Source organism: Cytophaga aurantiaca DSM 3654, assembly GCF_000379725.1.
Taxonomy (GTDB): Bacteria; Bacteroidota; Bacteroidia; order Cytophagales; family Cytophagaceae; genus Cytophaga; species Cytophaga aurantiaca.
Genome location: NZ_KB903663.1, coordinates 207,477 through 227,607 on the forward strand (window position 1 = coordinate 207,477; position 20,131 = coordinate 227,607).

Consider the following 20,131-nt stretch of genomic DNA (forward strand, 5'->3'; position numbering starts at 1 on the left):
TATATCTACTTAGTTCCTATTAATTTTTCATGATTCAATTCCTTATAAAAAGAATTTTATATGGATTTCTAGTACTACTAGGAGCGGTAGTTGTTGTATTTTTTATATTCAACGTTTTGCCGGGAGATCCTGTAAATATGATGGCGGGGCAGCGTACAGATGTTGCGACCCGCGAAGCGATTTCTAAAGAATTGGGTTTAGATCTGCCTGTGCACAAACAATTGTTCCACTATATCAACGACTTATCTGTACTTTCTGTACATGAAAATACACCTGCCAATAAAGTAAAATATAACTACACTACACTTGTTCCGCTTGGCTCAAATGTTTTGGTCTGGAAAACACCTTACCTTCGCAGGTCATTCCAGAGTAATAAACTAGTCAGTGAAATTATTGTAGAAAATGTAGAAGGAACATTCTGGCTGGCACTTTCTGCGATGGCCTTTGCAACAATGGTTGGTATTTGTATGGGTATTTTTGCATCCATTCGTCAAAACAGTCTTTTAGATCATAGTATTATCACCTTCTCTGTTATTGGCATCTCGATGCCGTCTTTTGTTTTCGGCGCATTAATGGCGATGATCTTTGGAGATTTACTATCTGACTACACAGGCCTTAATGCCTCAGGAAGTTTATGGGAAAACAACATTTATGGCGACAGACAATTAAAGCTTAAGAATTTAATATTGCCTACCATCACATTGGGATTAAGTCCAATGACCATCATTATACAATTAACACGCAGTTCCATGCTTGAAGTTCTTTCTCAGGATTACATCCGTACTGCAAGAGCAAAAGGTCTGGGATATTATACCATCATATTTAAGCATGCATTGAAAAATGCGCTCAACCCCGTTATCACCGCTGTATCAGGTTGGTTGGCTTCTTTAATGGCGGGTGCCTTTTTTGTTGAAAGCATTTTCGGTTGGAAAGGTTTAGGTTCTGTTACAATCAATGCAGTATTAAGTCTTGACTTCCCTGTGGTTATGGGCGCTACCATATTTGTTGCACTTGTATTTATTATTACGAATATATTTGTAGATATCTTCTACGCGATGATCGACCCTAGAGTCCGTCTCAAATAACTTTACCTTTACTATGCTCATCTATCTTATCGGGCTTCCGGGCTCAGGAAAATCAACGATTGGTAAGACGCTTGCTCAAAAATTAACGTACTCCTATTTTGATATGGACGACGAAATTTGTGCGCAGGAAAATAAAACCATAGAAGAAATTTTTGCGGATAAGGGTGAAAACTATTTCAGAGAATTAGAGCACTCTGTACTGCAGGATACATTTGATCTTAAAAATACCATCATCTCAACTGGTGGCGGCGTTCCCTGTTATTTCGATAACATGATTGAAATGAAAAAACATGGATTAACTATTTTTATTAATCCAACGACAGATGAATTAGCTAATAGATTGTTTGGGCACGGCGGCGAGAACAGGCCGATGTTAAAAGGGAAAACACACAAACAGATATTGGACTTTATTGAAGCAAAATATAAAGAACGTGCACCATATTACGAACAAGCCAAACTTATTTTCAGCACCAATAAATTAAAGCCTGAAGATCTGCTCCAGCGCTTAAAAAAGGAAAATTTTATTTCTTAAAAAAAGATTGAACGTTTCCGTTCACACTCAAATAATATACGCCTAAAGGTAATTTACTGACGTCAATCGTTGTACCGTTTCCCTTCATCTCCAGTTTACCCCGTTGATTGTATATGTAATAATCGGATTCTGTCGACAAGGTAACTACATCTTCAACCCTTGATGGATAAAACGTTACAGGAGGTGTAGCAGGTCTTACTTTTAAAAACCGGTCGCTTTTAGTTTCATAGGTCAATGTGTACTCGCCGGGTAGCAATACATCAATAGCAATTTCCTTCGCGCGGCCTTTCAAAACAGTTTTACCATTGCCATCTACAATACTGTATTTAGAGATCACATTAAAATATATTTTATCGGAAGCAACCACCGGATAAAAACGCGGTTGATCAAAGATCAGATAATGCACGGTTTGTTCCAGTGCAATTTCATCCTGATTTATCTGAAGAATCACTCCTTCTTCACTGATCAAAAAACTACTTGGTGTACCTTTCAAATTATATAAACTAACCAATTTGCTATTCCAACCTTGCAGATCAATGCCGTTATTGGGCCAGGTAATCTGATCGGATCGAATGGCTTGTGTCCACTGATCTTTTTTTGTATCTAAAGAAACACTGATCACATCAAAACCAAAGGTTTTATAGGTATTATACATTTTATATAGAGCGGGGTGATCTACTCTGCACGGCATACATGCTGAAGTCCAGAAGTTCACCAATACCAATTTGCCTCTGAATGTAGAAAGGGTAATGGGTTTACCCATTGGGTCCGTAACGGTAAAGTCCGGAGCTTTATCACCAATTGCAAGCTGTATATTAGACGATTCGGCTCTTAAACCAACAGTAACGATGAGGTAAAGTACAACTGCTAATAAATTCTTCATATCGAACACATACATATGCTTAGAATCAAATTTAATTCATTTTATGGCATAATTCAATATTTTTATTTTGACAAATTCACTTTTCATACACCAGTTAATTAAAAGAGAACTAGATATGAATACAATACAAAAAAACTATCTTTGTATCCTATTCAAAATGAAGTAAAATAAGATGAGTAAAGGACTACCAAAACGCAGCGAAGATTATTCGTTATGGTATAATGAGTTAGTAAAAAGAGCCGATTTAGCTGAAAATGCACCTGTTAGAGGTTGTATGATCATCAAGCCTTATGGATATTCCATCTGGGAAAAAATGCAGGCGGTATTAGATAAGAAATTTAAAGACACGGGTCATAGCAACGCATATTTTCCTTTATTCATACCCAAGTCGTATTTAAGCAAGGAGGCAGCACACGTTGATGGTTTTGCAAAAGAATGTGCGGTAGTTACACACTATCGTTTGAAGAACGATGAGAATGGCAAAGGCATTGTTGTAGATCCGGAAGCGAAGTTGGATGAAGAATTGATTATCCGTCCGACGAGTGAAACGGTAATATGGAACACCTATAAAACCTGGGTTCAATCTTATCGAGATCTTCCTTTACTAATTAATCAATGGGCCAATGTAGTACGTTGGGAAATGCGTACGCGTTTATTTTTACGCACAACAGAATTCTTGTGGCAGGAAGGTCATACGGCGCATGCTACAAAGCAGGAAGCTATTGAAGAGACAGAACAAATGATTAATGTGTATGCAGAATTTGCCCAAAATTACATGGCGATGCCCGTGCATAAAGGTATTAAATCTGCAAACGAACGTTTTGCAGGTGCTGAAGAGACCTATTGCATAGAAGCATTGATGCAGGATGGTAAAGCATTGCAGGCAGGAACCTCTCACTTCTTAGGACAGAATTTTGCGAAAGCATTTGATGTTAAATTCGCAGCAAAAGAAGGTGGTTTGGATTATGTTTGGGGGACTTCATGGGGTGTGAGTACGCGTTTGATGGGTGCATTGATTATGGCGCACTCAGATGATGAAGGTCTAGTGTTACCTCCATTGCTGGCTCCCATTCAGGTAGTAATTGTTCCGATATTTAAAACTGCAGAACAACTGGATCAGATCGATGAGAAACTTAAGCCTGTGATTGCAGCGCTGAAAGCGAAAGACATCAGCGTGAAGTTTGATCACAGTGATAAATATTCTCCGGGCTTTAAGTTTGCAGAATATGAATTAAAAGGAATTCCATTGCGCATTGCTATTGGTGCACGCGATCTGGAAAACGGCACGGTAGAATTAGCGCGCAGAGATACGAAAGAAAAAACTACTGTTCCGCAAGAAGGCCTGGTTGATCGTATTGAAAATCTATTAAAAGAAATTCAAGAGAACATTTATAAAAAAGCATTGGCATATCGTGAAGCAAATACATTGATTGCGGATGATTATGCAACATTCAAAAAAATGCTGGATGAAACACCTGGTTTTATTTTAGCACATTGGGATGGCACTTCTGAAACAGAAGAAAAAATAAAAGAGGAAACAAAAGCAACCATTCGCTGTATCCCTTTAGATGTTAAATCTGAAGCAGGTGTTTGTATGGTTACCGGAAAACCTTCTGCACAACGTGTATTGTTTGCAAGAGCATATTAATTTCTTCATTTTGGAATAATTTAATTTCAGTATATTTATCTCATGACAATAGCCATTGTACTGATTCTTATTGGAATTGCTTTCATTGTCGGAGAAGTAATCTTTATTCCGGGAACGACCTTTGTTGGTTTTATTGGTGCTGCATTCAGTATATTGGGTATTGTTAAAATATATGTAGACGAAGGAAGCACTGCCGGTAATATTGCATTAAGTATTAGCTTAGCGTTATTCGGCATTCTCTTTTATGTGATGTTGAAATTCGATGTATGGTCTGGTATGTCCTTAAAAGATACCATGACCAATAAAGTAAATGAAAACTTGTTAAACCATTTGTCTGTGGGGGATGTAGGTGTTACAAAGTCTGCATTAAGGCCTGTTGGCAAAGCAAATTTTGGCGATACAGAATATGAAGTTCAAACACTTGGCCATTATGCTGATGCCGGAACTTCCATTCGAATCATACAGATCTCAGGATTGAAAATAATAGTAGAAACTTTTGAATCTTAATTTATACTTATGTTAACACCATTGATTATTGTCGGTTTAGCCGTGTTCGGCTTTTTCTTATTTTTATATTTTGTGCCATTCAATCTTTGGATCATGGCCATCTTTTCAGGTGTCCGTATTGGTTTAGCACAATTGATCTTTATGCGTATTCGTAGAGTACCGCCAAGAATAATCGTTGAATCATTGGTTATTGCAACCAAAGCTGGCATACAGTTAACGGCAAATGATCTGGAGACACACTTTATGGCTGGTGGTAATGTACCCAATGTTATTAAAGCATTGATCTCTGCAGACAAAGCAAACATTGCATTAACATTTAAACAAGCTACAGCGATTGACCTTGCAGGTAGAGATGTATTTGAAGCGGTTCAGACTTCTGTAAATCCGCAAGTGATCAATACACCAAACGTTGCTGCTGTTGCACAGGACGGTATTCAGTTGATTGCAAAAGCACGTGTAACGTTAAGAGCAAATATTGCACAATTAGTAGGTGGTGCCGGCGAAGAAACAATTCTTGCCCGTGTTGGTGAAGGTATCGTTACCTCAATCGGTTCTTCCAGATCACATAAAGAAGTTCTGGAGAACCCGGATAAAATTTCTAAGCTTGTCCTTTCAAAAGGATTGGATGCAGGAACTGCATTTGAAATTCTTTCGATCGATATTGCAGATATCGATGTAGGTGCGAACATTGGTGCAAAACTACAGATTGATCAGGCAAATGCCGATCTAAAAGTTGCAGAGGCTAAAGCAGAAGAACGCAGAGCAATGGCTGTAGCTCTTGAGCAAGAAATGAAAGCGAAAGCACAGGAAGCACGTGCAAAAGTAATTGAAGCAGAAGCAGAAATTCCTAAGTCTATATCTGAAGCATTCAGAAGCGGCAACTTAGGAATCATGGATTATTATAAAATGAAAAATATTCAAGCTGACACCGGCATGCGCGATTCTATTGCCGGCAGCGGAAAAGAATAATTTTCTTTCACTAATAAAAAAATCCCGTCCCGATAGCTATCGGGACGGGATTTTTTTATGCAATTCACTTTTATTATTTCATTTGGCTGGTGGTTGATCGAAAAGACACAACCACGGCAACTAAAGATACTTTTTTTATTATTTTATTCTCAACGCCTCATCCAGCAAAGCATACATCTCCGTATAGTGCATACCGATCTTAGCTCCACGCTTATGCCCCATCCTCACTACGATCATATCCATAGAAGGAATAACAACCACATTCTGTCCTAAAATACCTCGCATATAAAAAGCAGAAATGCCTTTATAATCGTTTACGATCCACCATTGAAAACCATAACAGTTTGTCGGCTTTTCTGTTTTAGGGTCTAATAAACCTGTGGCTGTAACAGACTGCCGAATATAACTTGAATCAATCAACTGTTGTCCTTTCCAATTTCCTTTGTGCAGATATAAAGAACCAAGCCTTGCATAGTCTTTAGCTGTAGCATACATGCAACAATACGCCTTCTCTATTCCGTTTGTATGATCAAGACTCCAGCTTGCTTCAGACGCTCCCATTTGCCCCCACAATTCTTTCGATAAAAATTCAGAGACATTCATGCCTGTTGTCCGTTGTAACAGAATCGCAAGAATTTCTGTATCACAACTTTTATATTCAAAATATTTTCCGGGTTGTTTCTTCACCGATAACGACAATACTTGCTTCTCCAGTTCTGTACCGTAATATGCTTCGGTGGTTTGACTGAACAAACTACTATACGCTTCATCCCAATCAAGTCCTGAACTCATAGTGAGCAAATGGCGAATCGTTATTTTACTCTTTTCCCCTTCTTTAAATTCGGGTATATAATCCGCAACAGGCTGATCAATTGATTTTATAAAACCTAACTTAATTGCTCTGCCAATAAGTGCGCCGATAAAACTTTTTGATACAGAAAACGAATTGCTTCGCGTAGAATCTCCGGCTCCTTCAAAATATTTTTCAATTAAAATCGAATCGTGCTGAATAAACAGTAAGGAGATTGCTTCATATTTTTTCAGACTATCAACCAATTCCTTTGAAATGGTATTGCCTGAATAACCGAATGCATAACTCCAGTTTTGTTGCTGAGCAGATGTCTGAATTGTTCTGGATTCAAAAATGTCCTTATCAAAAATACCCGGCATATTATACCAAAGTGTTTTATAATAATAATTTTTATTTGTTAGCTGAAGTGTAAAAATAATAGCAAGGATAAGTATACCGATCCCAATAATTATTTTCCTTTTCATAAAACATGTTGTTAAAAATCGTAGCCGAATGTAAAGTAGAATTGCGGGTTTAGCTGAACACTATCTTGTATACCCCAAGCTACATCAGCCTTTATATAATATCCAAATAAAAATGTACGCGCCCCCAATCCATATCCGTATAAAAATGGATTGCGGTAATTATTTACTTCTGTCTCAAATGATTTTCCTTTTGTAACGGTTTTATTTAAGCTGTTATTTCCATTAAACGGACTCGCGCCATACCAGGCTGCACCTACATCTGTAAATGCTACAAATTGAAAATTGCGTAAGAACGCGGATGATATTGACCCGCTATAGAAGTACTTGATAATCGGCAATCGAAATTCTGCGTTTATCAAAAAGTAACTTTCGCCTGATTGAGCATTGTATTTAAAACCACGAACATTGGTTACATACTTGGCAAACATAATGTCTGTATTATCAGCTCCCGCAGCAATTGTCAAGGGATTTGTTACACCACCGGTGCCCGTAGAGTTAAACAGCCAGTTGTCCATACCGCCAAATATATATTTTTGTGGTGCTTGCCCAAATGATCTGCCTAATGAACCTCTCAATGCTAGAATAGCGCCGCGGTGAATTTTTTGATATCTGCGGATATCTATATTAAATCGATTGAAATTACCATCCGGTGAAGTTGTATTGATATATTTATCAAAGGAAAGTTTTGCTCTTGTACCTTCAATCATATTCATACCCGAACTGGTTGTATTATCATATACAAATTCGAATTTCGCGCCAACATATAAACGCTTTGCATCTTGATAACCTATTACCGTTGTATAATCTGACACGTCTGAAAAGCGTGTTGCTGTTATAAAAGGTGCAGCTGTAACTCTGCTGTATACAGAAAGCGGATATGAAAATTTTGATAGCAATGTATTGGTAACGTAACGTTGGCTTATATTTCCATCGGTAGGGAAATACGTAATGCGATCGAAGCGAACGCCCATATCCACACGTCTTTTCAAATACAGGTATTCACCATAAATGCTGCTGCTTTTCAAATCTGCAATACCAAAAAAACCAAGATCGACTTTGTGATTGCACATAAGATCTGACATTTTTGATTCGAACAACAAACCAAAACCTCTTAACGGATCCACTTGAAGTGTTGATGAAACGATGTCGGTTCCAAATAAATTTTTATAATCGTATGGACCGGATGTTTTTACGATGGCTCTTTTAGGCGGAAGCTTATTATCTGCAACAACCGGAACTATTTTCTTAGGCAATTTTAATATTGTGTCGGATTCAAAATATACTTTATCCAGATCAATATCATCATCGTTTGTCTTCTTCTGCGGAGTAATAAAATTACTGCTCTGTTTTGGTTTTTCAGGAGGCAGAATTTTTTTTCTTGTAACGTCAGACTGTTCTGTCTTGCCCGTTATTTGAACGGTATTTTTAATTGAAAACGTTGTATCCAAAAATACTTTCTCTTTACCTTTTGAACGTGCAATAAAAGTCAGCAGGTGATTGGAAGCATTTACATCGTATTCCAAAATATCTGTCAAATTATTTGTGAGCGCTTTTGCTTTTCCTGTTGTAAGATCCTGCATATATAAATTTTGAACACCATTATCGTCATTCAGATAAATGATTGTTGTTGCATTTATAAATGATGGATGCGTGTAATTACAACCTTGTGCAGCTATTCGTTTTACAGATTTTGCGCCGGGTTTATATATAAACAATGAATAGTTTGGTGCAGATTGATACTTCGTAAACATAGAGAGCGTATCATCATTTCTATTTGAAGAGAATATGACATTGTTGCCCGGACCAAATTTTGGCGAATGATCGTCGTATTCGTCATTGGTCACTTTTAGATATTTAGCGCGATCAATATCGTAAAGCCAGATATCTGTTTGTCCTTTTTCATCAGCACTGTAAGCCAAAAACTTTCCATCACTACTGAAAGAAAAACTATTGATCTGATGAAATACCTGAACTTCTCTTGTTTCCTTTTGGTGAGAAACGACATCGTATGAACGATATATAATTTTCCCTCTTTTAACAGTAACCGAGGTCAGCTCAGTTGCGCTTCTCCATGCTAATTGAGGGTTATGTGTCAATGGTGTCTGATCATTTAATTTAAAACCACCGGCGTATATTTTTTTTCTTTTCTTTGTTTTGGTATTCACTAAGAACACATTGAATCGTCCTTTGTAATTTGTAGAATACGCAACATATTTACCATCGTAGCTTATAACAGGTGTTGTAAGATCACGTCCTTTATAATTCGCGCCGTTCAACGATTTATATGTTGTATCAAACTTTACAGCTCCATCTAACTCGGCAGATTTTTCCAGATAGTATAATTTCCAATCGTCAATAAAACTCTGGAAATAATTTCCTGTTGCTGCTTCAATCGAAGCGCGATCACTTCGGTAAATACGTGTAATCTGCAGAATATTTGTGACCATATCCGGACCATAGCGATCGGATATAAATTGCCATACGGATTGCCCGATCCATCTTGCTTCATCTCCGGAATATGAAGATGGGTTTCGTAATTTATTATTGATAACCAAATCGCGCATGTAGTTATCCATTTCTCTGTTCCATCCTTTGGCTATATATTCGGATGCTCCATTCACATACCATTCCGGCAAGGATAAAAAGTACGAGCTTTGCAATACTTCTTTGAAACTGCCGCCAAACAAAATCACTTTAAGCCAGGTACGGGCAATTCCTTCTGTTAAGTCTTCTCTAAATGTCATCAAGTCGCCTGTAAAAGCAACCTCAACAGTTGGCTTTACAAGGTTTGTAGATCCACCAACAGATGATGAATGCTGTAACCCAATATTACTTTGCTGTAGATCTGAAATAGAATTATAGATCAGAACTTTGGTTTTATTATAACTGGAATAGCCCAATGCGGACTCTAATTTTCTGAATACAGATTCAACATGCGTTGCTGCAATCGGTGCTAATGATTCTCCTTCAAAATAATAGTAAACATCAAAGTTCTCTGTAGAAATTAATTTCCATTGAAACTGTTTGTATTGAATTCGATTTTTCCCAAACTGATCTTGGGACATCTGCGCAACAGATGTAAGAGAATTAAACAGAAAAAATAAAAGGGCACACGTTAATATACCTGTATGGGTACGTTGCATTTATTGACTACTTTTTTGATTTGAATATAAATAATAAAATCGGTTCACAGATATAGATTCTTTAATTTCTTGCCCCAGTACCAGGAATTTTGTCAATTCAATTGCAGCATACGGAGCGATCGAAACACCTTTCGTTCCCAATCCATTAAAAATGAGTACTAACGGCTGTTCCGGATGCTCACCAATAATGGGTCTGTGGTCTGCAATTGTTGGTCTGATTCCGGCTTTTTGTTCAAGTACAACGAATGGTTTCTTCAATATCGTATGTGCACCCGCGGTGATCTCTTTTAAACCTGCTTCTGTTGGCAAATCATCTTCAAAATTATTTATATATGAAGATCCCATACGGTACGTGCCATTGGGAAGCGGAATGATAAAGAAGTGCTTGTTCACCACATCGTTTATCGGATAATCTTCTATTTTCAAAGTAAGTACATCGCCCTTCATTCCTTTAACGGGCACCCAATTAAAAAACGGATTATTTGTGTTGTGATATCCTTCTGCAAATATAATACGCTTCGCTTCCGTATCTTTATACTGCACCTTGTTGTTATCAAAGGTCAACGCATTGTAATCAAATGTCTCTGCTGTATAAGAATCTGTAGCAAGTAATTGCTGTTTGATCACATCTAAAAATGCTTTCACATCCACATAGCCGGATTGCTTTGTAGATAAGCCACCAAAGGGATTATTGATATACGGTTCGTATTGTTTACTATCTTGTTCTGGCTCTGCAAAGGCTTTGATCTCATCGGATGGTTTTATCCAGAAATCATTCTGAGACTGAATGTCTGCAAAAGGACGATATATTTTCTTCGGATATATAATTCGTGTTTGAAATTCCTTTTCAACTTTTTTATAGAATTCTTCTAATAAGGGAAACAGAATTTTGGCATTCCAGGTCAAAAGCATTTTTTTACCTGTGACCGGATTATATAAACCTGCAGCAATTTCAGAAGAAGGTTTTTTTGTAGCGCTCGCAATAACTTTAACCGTCTGTTTTTCATGTAGTAAAGTTTGAATTAAGCACGAACCTGCAAGGCCCTGGCCAACAATAATATAATCTACCTGCTTCATTATGCTAAATTAACCTGCTTCTTTTGATTATTCATTCGTTTTAATCCATTTTTGTTAATTCTTTTGCATTTATGATACACATTAAAACACTTACATTTAACCCTCTTCAGGAAAATACTTATGTTGTCTACGACGATGAAGGTGCCTGCATGATTGTAGATCCGGGTTGTTATGAATTATCCGAACAACAGGAATTGGTGGATTATATCAAAAAAAACAATTTATCTGTTCAATTACTGGTAAATACACACGGACATATAGATCATGTGTTGGGTAATTATTTTGTTAAAGAAACATTCAAGGTACCTTTTGAAATTTTCCACCTGGACTTACCAACCCTGCAGTCTGTAGGTGCCTATGCACCTAATTACGGCTTCAATAAATATACTCCTGCTACACCCGATCGATTACTTAAATTGGGCGATAAAATTGTCGTTGGCACAATGGAATTCGATATTTTATTTGTACCAGGCCACGCACCCGGACATATTGCTTTTATCAATAAAGAAGAAAAAATATGTTTATCAGGCGATGTTTTATTCCGGAGCAGCATTGGTAGAGCCGATCTTCCGGGAGGAAATTATGATACCTTGATCAAAAGCATTCACGAACAATTATTTGTATTACCTGATGACACTGTTGTTTTCCCGGGCCACGGACCAACTACAACCATTAAATTTGAAAAGAAAAATAACCCTTTTTGCGCAATCTGATTATGATCAAAAAAAACATACCCAACGCACTTACCTGTTTAAATTTAGGATTTGGTTTTTGGGGCATATTATTACTACTGAATGGCAAGGTAACCGAAGCGTCTCTGTGCATAGGAGCTGCGCTTATTGTTGATTTTTTTGATGGCTTTGTTGCACGTCTGCTGCATGTGTCCTCTCCTATTGGTAAAGAGTTAGATTCCTTGGCAGATGTAGTAAGCTTTGGCATTTTACCTAGCATCATGCTTACGTATATTATTGCTTCTATTTTAGCGGGAGTGCCTTATGAGCACATCTCAAAAATTAATTTATTTGAAACTTCGGCCTTTAGTTTTTATTTATTTATCGGCACTTTACCTGCAATGTTTTCTGCCGTTCGTTTGGCAAAATTCAATTTAGACACCCGTCAAAGCGACCGTTTCTTCGGCGTGCCTACTCCCAGCAATGCAATGATCGTAGCTTCGTTTAATTTGATTGCACTTGACCCGGATTCTTTTTTATTTCCGCTGATAAACAATCTGTATTTTATCCTTGGCTACTGTGTTCTGATGTCTTATTTGCTTATTGCTGAAATACCGCTTATGGCTCTGAAGTTTAAAGATTTCAGCTGGAAAAATAATCAATACCGTTATTTGTTGATCCTTACATCCGTCCTGTTATTGGTACTGCTTCAAAAAGAATCCATCCTGTTGATTATGGCAGCCTTTGTATTACTTTCTTTATTGCAAAATAAAAGCGAACAAAAAGTGCTATAAATCTGCGATTTGCCGTAAATTCAAATACTAAATGCGTAAGTGAACCGTTTATTCATTTACTACTACTTCGTTACGAACAATATACCCTAAATGACCTTTTTAAAATACATACTTTCCTTCTTACTGAGCATTTTTTTTGTATCTGCCGCTGCAATTGCGCAACAGCCTAACGCTTCCTATGAAGTAGAGTGGCTAGGCTTTAATGCATCGCAACAGTTAAAAAACGGAGAAATTGTTACCTATCCAATGGCAAAAGATGCTGTCATAGATGTCAATGGAATATTAGTTTTGCAAAAGGATGTCAATGGTAAAATTGCAGGTTCAGTGAGTATGGAATCTGTAAGTTATTATGCCGGAGATTCTGCTTCTAAAAGCGCATTAAACAAACTTACTTACGAAGGAACATCAACCATTACCTACGCATACTTATATAATAAAGGTATCACCTCACGCATCTGCATTCCTTTATTGAAGAAGAACAGCGACGGCACATGGTCGCAGATCTCTTCTTTCAGTCTGAGTTATACACTTACATCCTCTGCGGATGACACACCCATTCAGCAAAAAAATCCATATACCAATGCCTATTCAAATGCCCGTACAACAAGCACTACGGGGTCTGTATTAGCAACCGGAAGCTGGTTTAAACTTGGTGTATCACAAACAGGTATTTATAAAATTGATGCAGCTTATTTGTCCAGCATTGGCATTAATACTTCTACATTAGATCCGGCTATGATCCAGATTTATGGCAATGGCGGCGGTATGCTACCTCAGGCAAACAATGCCGCCCGGTTAGATGATCTTGTTGAAAATGCAATTTTTATCAGCGAGGACGGCAACGGTGTTTTTGACCACAACGATTACATTTTATTTTACGGAGAGTCTCCGCATACATGGACATACGATGGACTAAATAAGACCTATGCACATGCATTAAATCTTTATTCCGACCAAAATTTTTATTTTCTAACCTATGGTCAGCAAACAGGCAAACGTATTGCCAGTCAGGCATCCATTGCCAGTACTGCACAAACCCTTTCTGAATTTGACGAACACCTGTTTAGTGAAACAGATACCTATAATATTTTAGACTCAGGCAGAGAATGGTACGGCTTTCAATTCAGTCCTTACATTCCAAGCTTTAGCACTGCCTTTAATGTCACCGGCCTGGTAAGTGGCTCAACAATGACATTGAGTACAGACGTCATTAGCCGCTCATACAATGCAACCTACATGGGCTACAAGATCAATAATTCAAGTTTATCTCCCGATCTGACTCTTCCTATCCTCAGTACTGCAGAGCATGCTCCATTAGGTATCGATGCCTCTACTACATATTCATTTAACGCATCTCTTGTTGGTGCAAATTCAACTTTAACTGTAGACATGAATTTTTCAGGTGGTATTGCTTCTTCTCTAGCACATACAAACTGGCTTGAATTACGTTTTTTAAAATCATTGCGGTTGTACGGCAATCAAACATTTTTCAGAGCCTCAAAAAGTTTACTGCAAGCTACAACAAGCTATAGCATAGGAAATACAGATGGTACAGAACAGATTTGGAATTTAAGTGATCCTCAAAATATTGTTTCACAAAATTATACGGTAGTTGGTTCTACTATTGAATTTGGAGCCAATACTACTGCCTTAAACGAATATGTTGTTTTCAAAGGGTCTGCCTTTGGTAACCCTGTATTTGTTGAACGTGTTGCCAATCAAAATCTACACGATATTACCTCCAGCAACATGCCGGATATGATCATTGTTACACACCCGGATTTTTTAAGTCAGGCTCAACACCTTGCTAATTACAGGTTTCAGAATGACGGTATCAGCAGTTACGTATGTACCACAAACCAGATCTACAATGAATTTGGCAGTGGTAAAGCAGACATCACCGCCATTCGTGATTTTGTTAAAATGGTATACGACCGTGGTACTCCCGGCGCAGAATTAAAATACCTGTTATTGTTTGGCAGTTGTACGTATGATTATAAAAACCATTTAGGTATCGGTGGAAATTTCGTACCGCCATACGAATCCAGAGAAAGCTTAGACGAATTAAGATCATACAACTCCGATGATTACTATGGTTTCATGGATGCTGCGGAAGGCAATTGGGGTGAAAGTCCAGCCGAATACAATACATTAAATATAGGTGTTGGCCGTATTCCTGTACGTACATCTTATCAGGCAGACGTGATAATCAATAAACTGATCAGTGCATCAAAAGCATCTTCACAAGTGAATGGAAATTGGGAAAACAAAATGACACTTATTGCAGATGACGGCGATACGAATTTACATTTAAATGACGCTGAATACATCTACACCAAGGTAAATACCTCTAACAAACAAATGAACATTAATAAAATTTATCTGGATGCTTATTCTCAGGAATCTACGCCTGGTGGTGAAACAGCAACTCAGGTAAATACTGCTATCAACAGAGATGTCGATGATGGCACACTCATCTGGAATTATATAGGCCATGGAGGCAATATCGCATTAGCGCAGGAAAATATTGTAAACATTCCTTCTATAAACAGTTGGGTAAATAATACGAAACTTGGCTTTTACATAACAGCTACCTGCAGTTTTGGCAGATATGATAAGCCGGGTTTAACATCCGGTGCAGAAACCATTTTCTTAAGTCCAACCGGCGGATCATTTGCAAATCTGACGTCTACACGTACCGTTTATGCAAGTACCAATGCAATGATCAACAGAGCATTTTATGATTATGCTTTTTTGCGAAATACGGATGGTTCCTTTTACTGTTTAGGAGATATCATCATGCGAACAAAAAATAAAGATATTACTGCATCTGATGTATATAACAGAAACTACAGTTTGCTCGGTGATCCCAGTATGAAAATTCGCTATCCGCAGCAAAATATGATCATTACATCTGTAAACGGAACAGCTGTGAATGCAATACCCGATACACTAAAGGCTTTAAGCAAAGTAACGCTTGAAGGTTTGGTACAGGATTTTTCAGGAACAACGCTTACAAGTTATAATGGCCTTGCTAAAATAACCATCTACGACAAGCCTACTACATTAGCCACCTTCGGAACGAACTCATCACCCGTAACTACATTCAAACTGCAAAGCAATATTATTTTTGACGGTTTGGCTACCGTAACGAATGGTGCATATAAAGTTTCATTTATTGTACCTAAAGATATTTCATATCAATATGATTATGGTAAAATAAGTTTGTACTCTGAATTAACAAGTGGTACAACAGATGCCGGCGGATATTTAAGCAATATTGTTATAGGAGGTTCCAATGCCAATGCTCCTAATGACCAGACGCCACCTACTGTAAAGTTGTATCTGAACGATCCATCTTTTGTTTCCGGTGGTACTACACGTGAAAATCCGATCTTCTATGCAAACGTGGCAGATGAAAACGGGATCAATGTTTCGGCTGCAGGTATCGGCCACGAAATAACTCTGGTATTGAGTACCAGTACAGATGTCATAATCCTGAATAAGTACTACACCGCTGCACAAGACGATTATTCAAAAGGAAAAGTAGAGTTTCCGTTAAAAGATCTGGCTCCGGGTACATATTCGCTTCGATTTAAAGTTTGGGATACCTATAACAATTCAACCGAACAGACACTGGAATTTACCATTCAAAGTACAGAAAAGCTGCAGTTGAGCCATGTGCTCAACTATCCAAACCCTTTTAGTACAAATACAACCTTCCATTTTGACCATAACCGCGCTGGAGATAATTTAATGATCCAGATTCAAATATTTACCGTTTCGGGAAAATTGGTAAAAACGCTTGATGAGACCATTTATAACAGTCCTTCACACGTAGCAAGCCTGTTCTGGAACGGTTTAGATGATTTTGGAGATAAAATCGGGCGTGGTGTATACGTTTATAAGGTAAAAATTCGTTCACTACAAGATGGTTCAACAACTCATGTTTTTGAGAAACTCGTACTATTGAATTAAAACTCATTAAAATAATACCTTATATTTGTAGTTGATAATAATTTAAAATATGCAAAAAATACTTATTTCAGGGTTAGTCTTGCTAACATGTGGCATTTTTCAGGCTAATGCACAATCTGCATCTAGTGGTGGGAACAAAGATTTTCAACAAACCATTACAACAGCTGTACCTTTTTTAAATATAACACCAGATGCACGTGCAGGCGGTATGGGTGATGTAGGTGCTGCAACTTCACCGGATGCAAATGCTACTTTCTGGAATCCGGGAAAGCTTTCTTTCAATAAAAAGGATATGGGGCTGGCTATCTCCTACAACCCATGGTTACGCAAGCTTGTAAATGATATGTCATTATCTTACTTATCTTTTTATAAGAAACTTCGTAAAGAAGATGCCATTGGTGTAAGCTTTAAATATTTCAATTTAGGTCAGGTAACATTTACCGATCTGAATGGAAATGTTGTCCGGGATTTTCAACCGAATGAATTATCATTCGGTCTTACGTATTCCAGAATGTTGTCAAAAAGTTTTTCTCTTGGTTTAGGTATTAAATATTTCCGTTCGGATCTGGTAGGTAGCTACAACCAAGGTACAGGTGGAGTTGCCAAAGCGATCAACAGTGTATCGGCAGATATTGGTGCCTATTATACCAAAGACCTTTTAGTTGGCGGGAAAAATTCAAACCTTTCTTTTGGTGCAGTAATCAATGACATCGGTCCTAAAGTAACGTATACCGATGTATCTAATAAAAATTTCATCCCAACGAATTTAAGAATCGGTGGTACCTATACCATCGAAACCGATCTGTATAACAAATTCTGCTTTTCTTTAGATGCCAATAAACTTATGGTACCAAGCAGATGGGACAGCACTGGAAAAAATCCTCAGGACATGGGCATGTTAGAAGGAATGTTCTCTTCATTTGCCGATTCTCCAAATGGCTTAAAAGGAGAAATGAAAGAGATCATATTATGTATGGGTGCTGAATATTGGTACAATGATCTGTTCGCTATACGTGCAGGGTATCACTATGAAAATCCGCAAAACGGAAATCGTAGATATGCCAATGTTGGTATCGGTATCCGATACAATGCATTCGGTTTGGATATGGCTTATTTAATTCCGATTCAACAATCAAATCCATTAGCTGAAACATTACGTTTCACATTACATTTTGATTTTAATGCGAAGAAAAAAGTTACAGGCGTAGGCGAGGATAATAGCGCAAATTAAGATGCAAGAAATAGTAGATAGGACAATCGCTCCTGCAATAAATCCAATTGACCGTTTTCACTTACCAAAAGTGGAAACGGTTTCGTTTTCTAACGGAAATATACTTCACAAATTTGCACTCGGCACTCAGCCTGTAGTACGTGTTGAATGGATCTTCAATACAGGTAGCCGCGTGGAAGATAAAATAGGAACCTCCTTCTTTACTTCAAAAATGCTGGCAGAAGGTACTCCAGGATATACCTCTACTGCGGTTCAGGAATTTCTTGCACAATACGGTGCATTCCTTGAAATACATCCAGGCAATGAACGCATCAATATCACATTGTTCTGCCTTGAAAAATATTTAACAGAACTGGTTCCATTTATTAAAAGTTTGTTGACGGAAAGTATTTTCCCTGAAGAACAATTAGTAAAAATGAAACAGATCCAAAGCCAGGGTATACAGGTAAACCAAGAAAAGACAGCTTATCTGGCAGGTGTTGCATTCAGAGAATTACTCTATAACAACAATCATACCTACGGCAAACATCTGAGTATAGAAACCATCGCAGCGCTTGAGCATTCAGATCTGACTTCATTTTTTAAAAATGAATTAGACAACAAGCAATGTAATATCATCTTAACTGGTGGGTTCAGCAAGGAAACGGTAGTTCTTATCGAAAAGTTATTCGGTACCGATGCGGTAAAACAAACAAATGCAAAACAAAAACTTCCTGCGTTATTAAAACCGGCGAGAGAAGTTGTTATTGAGAAAGAAGGAAGTGTACAAACGTCCATTCGTTATGGCCGCATACTTTTCAATCATACACATGAAGATTATTTTGATGCCTACATATTAAATGAAATCTTAGGTGGCTATTTTGGTTCGCGATTGATGCAAAACATTCGTGAAGAAAAAGGATACACCTATGGTATAAACTCCAGCATTGTATCTCTACAGGAAGGTGGGTATTTTGTAATCGGTACAGATGTAAAACGTGAGTTTACAAAAAATACCATCGTTGAAATAGAAAAAGAATTACAAATCTTGATTGATACATTGGTTTCAGAGAATGAATTAGACACTGTTAAAAATTATATGCTTGGCAGTTTTGTTGGTGATATTCAAACTCCGTTCTCCATTGCGGATAAATATAAAACCATCTATTATCATGGACTGGGGTATGACTATTACGATCGTTTCTTTGCACGGATACAATCCATAACAGCTGCGGATATACAAAAGGTAGCTAAGAAATATTTTGTTCCATCTGAGATGTCGTATGTCATCGCAGGAGGTTTTTAATCCATGATGCAAACTATAAAAGAGTTTTTTCGAAATTTAAAAGTGACTTCCATTGTCTATAATATATTTCATTATGGACAATTGAAACACAACGCTAAAGGTTATAAAGCCTATGGTATTCGCAAACCTCTTTTCTGGACTATCAGCAGCAAAGATTTTGAACATACCCCTTTCAATTTACCCTGGCTGGATCAGGCAAATGCTGCCGAAAAACTAACACAAAATTCTGCGTTATCTAACTTTTCTGCTTCCACACAGGAACAAATCAAACAGTGGCCGGAGAACGGTTATTTGATTTTAAAAAATTGTTTTGAACCGGAAGAAATAGATGCGATCAACGATGAAATAGATTCTTTACTTGAAAAGAAGAAAGTTCATTTCAGATACAACAATAGAAAGATTATGTTCTCTATGTATGCATCTAAACTGATGCAGCGTGTAGCAACAGACAAGCGTATTACGGATGTAATGAAATTTATTTTAGAAATGCCTGTTGTTGCATTTCAAAGTATAAATTTTTTCAAAGGGAGCGAACAGAAAGCACATTCGGACAGTATACACATGACAACCTTCCCTCCCGGCTATTTAATTGCAGCCTGGATTGCGCTTGAAGATATTGATGCTACAAACGGACCTCTTTTTTATTTACCCGGAAGCCACAAACTACCCTACTTGTTAAACGACAAATACGAACATGGTGGCGGTAAATTATTATTGGGAAGTGAAGCATATGAAAAATACGAAATACATTTAGCCGACGAAATAAAACGTTCGATCTATACAGAGAAAGAATTTCATGCAAAGAAAGGCGATGTATTGATCTGGCATGCAAACTTATTACACGGCGGTAAAGCCATCCTCGACGAGCAGCGTACCCGTAAAAGCATGGTGGTACATTTTTATGGTGAAGACGTGATCAAGTATCATGAGATCACGCAGCGACCTTCGTTGATAAAGAAGGCTTAAAGCTGAATGCTAAAAGCCTAAAGCTATCAATAGCTAACACCTGCTTTAATCAATAAGATTCACCCATTAAACGTTTACTTCCTACAT

15 protein-coding genes are annotated in these 20,131 nt (G+C 37.6%); 11 read left to right on the top strand and 4 right to left on the bottom strand.

What is annotated here, in order from left to right; translation table 11 throughout:
- Nucleotides 1-29 precede the first annotated feature (29 nt).
- Nucleotides 30-1,085, top strand: coding sequence for an ABC transporter permease (locus tag A3EE_RS0116770; RefSeq protein WP_018344600.1), 1,056 nt, complete (start codon nt 30-32; stop codon nt 1,083-1,085).
- Between the two features lie 13 nt (nt 1,086-1,098).
- The gene (locus tag A3EE_RS0116775; protein ID WP_018344601.1) at nt 1,099-1,617 is read left to right on the top strand and encodes a shikimate kinase; all 519 of its coding nucleotides are present in this window, start codon (nt 1,099-1,101) and stop codon (nt 1,615-1,617) included.
- Here A3EE_RS0116775 and A3EE_RS0116780 read toward each other — a convergent pair.
- Nucleotides 1,607-2,500, bottom strand: a complete 894-nt coding sequence (locus tag A3EE_RS0116780) for a redoxin domain-containing protein (RefSeq protein WP_157447076.1) — start codon at nt 2,498-2,500, stop codon at nt 1,607-1,609. The two genes, A3EE_RS0116775 and A3EE_RS0116780, sit on opposite strands and share 11 nt — an antisense overlap.
- Before the next feature lie 172 nt (nt 2,501-2,672).
- Between A3EE_RS0116780 and proS the strand changes: the two genes are divergently transcribed.
- The 3 genes from proS to floA are packed head-to-tail and all read left to right on the top strand — an operon-like array spanning nt 2,673 to nt 5,624.
- Entirely contained in the window at nt 2,673-4,148 is a 1,476-nt protein-coding gene (gene proS / locus A3EE_RS0116785) for a proline--tRNA ligase (RefSeq protein WP_018344603.1), read from the top strand.
- A 42-nt stretch (nt 4,149-4,190) separates the two neighbouring features.
- Nucleotides 4,191-4,655, top strand: coding sequence for an NfeD family protein (locus A3EE_RS0116790; protein ID WP_018344604.1), 465 nt, complete (start codon nt 4,191-4,193; stop codon nt 4,653-4,655).
- A gap of 9 nt (nt 4,656-4,664) precedes the next feature.
- Complete coding sequence (gene floA, locus A3EE_RS0116795) at nt 4,665-5,624, top strand: flotillin-like protein FloA (protein ID WP_018344605.1); 960 nt, start codon at nt 4,665-4,667, stop codon at nt 5,622-5,624.
- A gap of 138 nt (nt 5,625-5,762) precedes the next feature.
- Here the strand turns inward: floA and A3EE_RS0116800 are convergent, their stop codons facing one another.
- The 3 genes from A3EE_RS0116800 to A3EE_RS0116810 are packed head-to-tail and all read right to left on the bottom strand — an operon-like array spanning nt 5,763 to nt 11,119.
- The gene (locus A3EE_RS0116800) at nt 5,763-6,899 is read right to left on the bottom strand and encodes a serine hydrolase domain-containing protein (RefSeq protein WP_018344606.1); all 1,137 of its coding nucleotides are present in this window, start codon (nt 6,897-6,899) and stop codon (nt 5,763-5,765) included.
- Nucleotides 6,900-6,910: 11 nt separating this feature from the next.
- Complete coding sequence (locus tag A3EE_RS0116805) at nt 6,911-10,042, bottom strand: PD40 domain-containing protein (RefSeq protein ID WP_018344607.1); 3,132 nt, start codon at nt 10,040-10,042, stop codon at nt 6,911-6,913.
- Entirely contained in the window at nt 10,043-11,119 is a 1,077-nt protein-coding gene (locus A3EE_RS0116810) for an NAD(P)/FAD-dependent oxidoreductase (RefSeq protein ID WP_018344608.1), read from the bottom strand.
- A gap of 71 nt (nt 11,120-11,190) precedes the next feature.
- Here A3EE_RS0116810 and A3EE_RS0116815 point away from each other — a divergent pair, with 71 nt between their 5' ends.
- The 6 genes from A3EE_RS0116815 to A3EE_RS0116840 all read left to right on the top strand — a co-directional run bounded on the left by A3EE_RS0116815 (nt 11,191) and on the right by A3EE_RS0116840 (nt 20,044).
- On the top strand, nt 11,191-11,832 hold the full coding sequence (locus A3EE_RS0116815; protein WP_018344609.1) for an MBL fold metallo-hydrolase: 642 nt from the start codon (nt 11,191-11,193) through the stop codon (nt 11,830-11,832).
- 2 nt (nt 11,833-11,834) lie between these two features.
- Nucleotides 11,835-12,584 carry a CDP-alcohol phosphatidyltransferase family protein gene (locus A3EE_RS0116820; RefSeq protein ID WP_018344610.1) on the top strand — a complete coding sequence of 250 codons (750 nt, stop codon included), beginning with the start codon at nt 11,835-11,837 and terminating at the stop codon, nt 12,582-12,584.
- Nucleotides 12,585-12,674: 90 nt separating this feature from the next.
- A complete protein-coding gene (porU, locus tag A3EE_RS0116825) occupies nt 12,675-16,562 on the top strand; it encodes a type IX secretion system sortase PorU (protein WP_018344611.1) in 3,888 nt (1,295 codons plus the stop codon).
- Between the two features lie 49 nt (nt 16,563-16,611).
- On the top strand, nt 16,612-17,793 hold the full coding sequence (gene porV / locus A3EE_RS0116830) for a type IX secretion system outer membrane channel protein PorV (protein ID WP_018344612.1): 1,182 nt from the start codon (nt 16,612-16,614) through the stop codon (nt 17,791-17,793).
- Nucleotide 17,794: 1 nt separating this feature from the next.
- Nucleotides 17,795-19,078, top strand: a complete 1,284-nt coding sequence (locus tag A3EE_RS0116835; RefSeq protein WP_018344613.1) for a M16 family metallopeptidase — start codon at nt 17,795-17,797, stop codon at nt 19,076-19,078.
- 3 nt (nt 19,079-19,081) lie between these two features.
- A complete protein-coding gene (locus A3EE_RS0116840) occupies nt 19,082-20,044 on the top strand; it encodes a phytanoyl-CoA dioxygenase family protein (RefSeq protein ID WP_018344614.1) in 963 nt (320 codons plus the stop codon).
- The last annotated feature ends 87 nt before the right edge of the window (nt 20,045-20,131 follow it).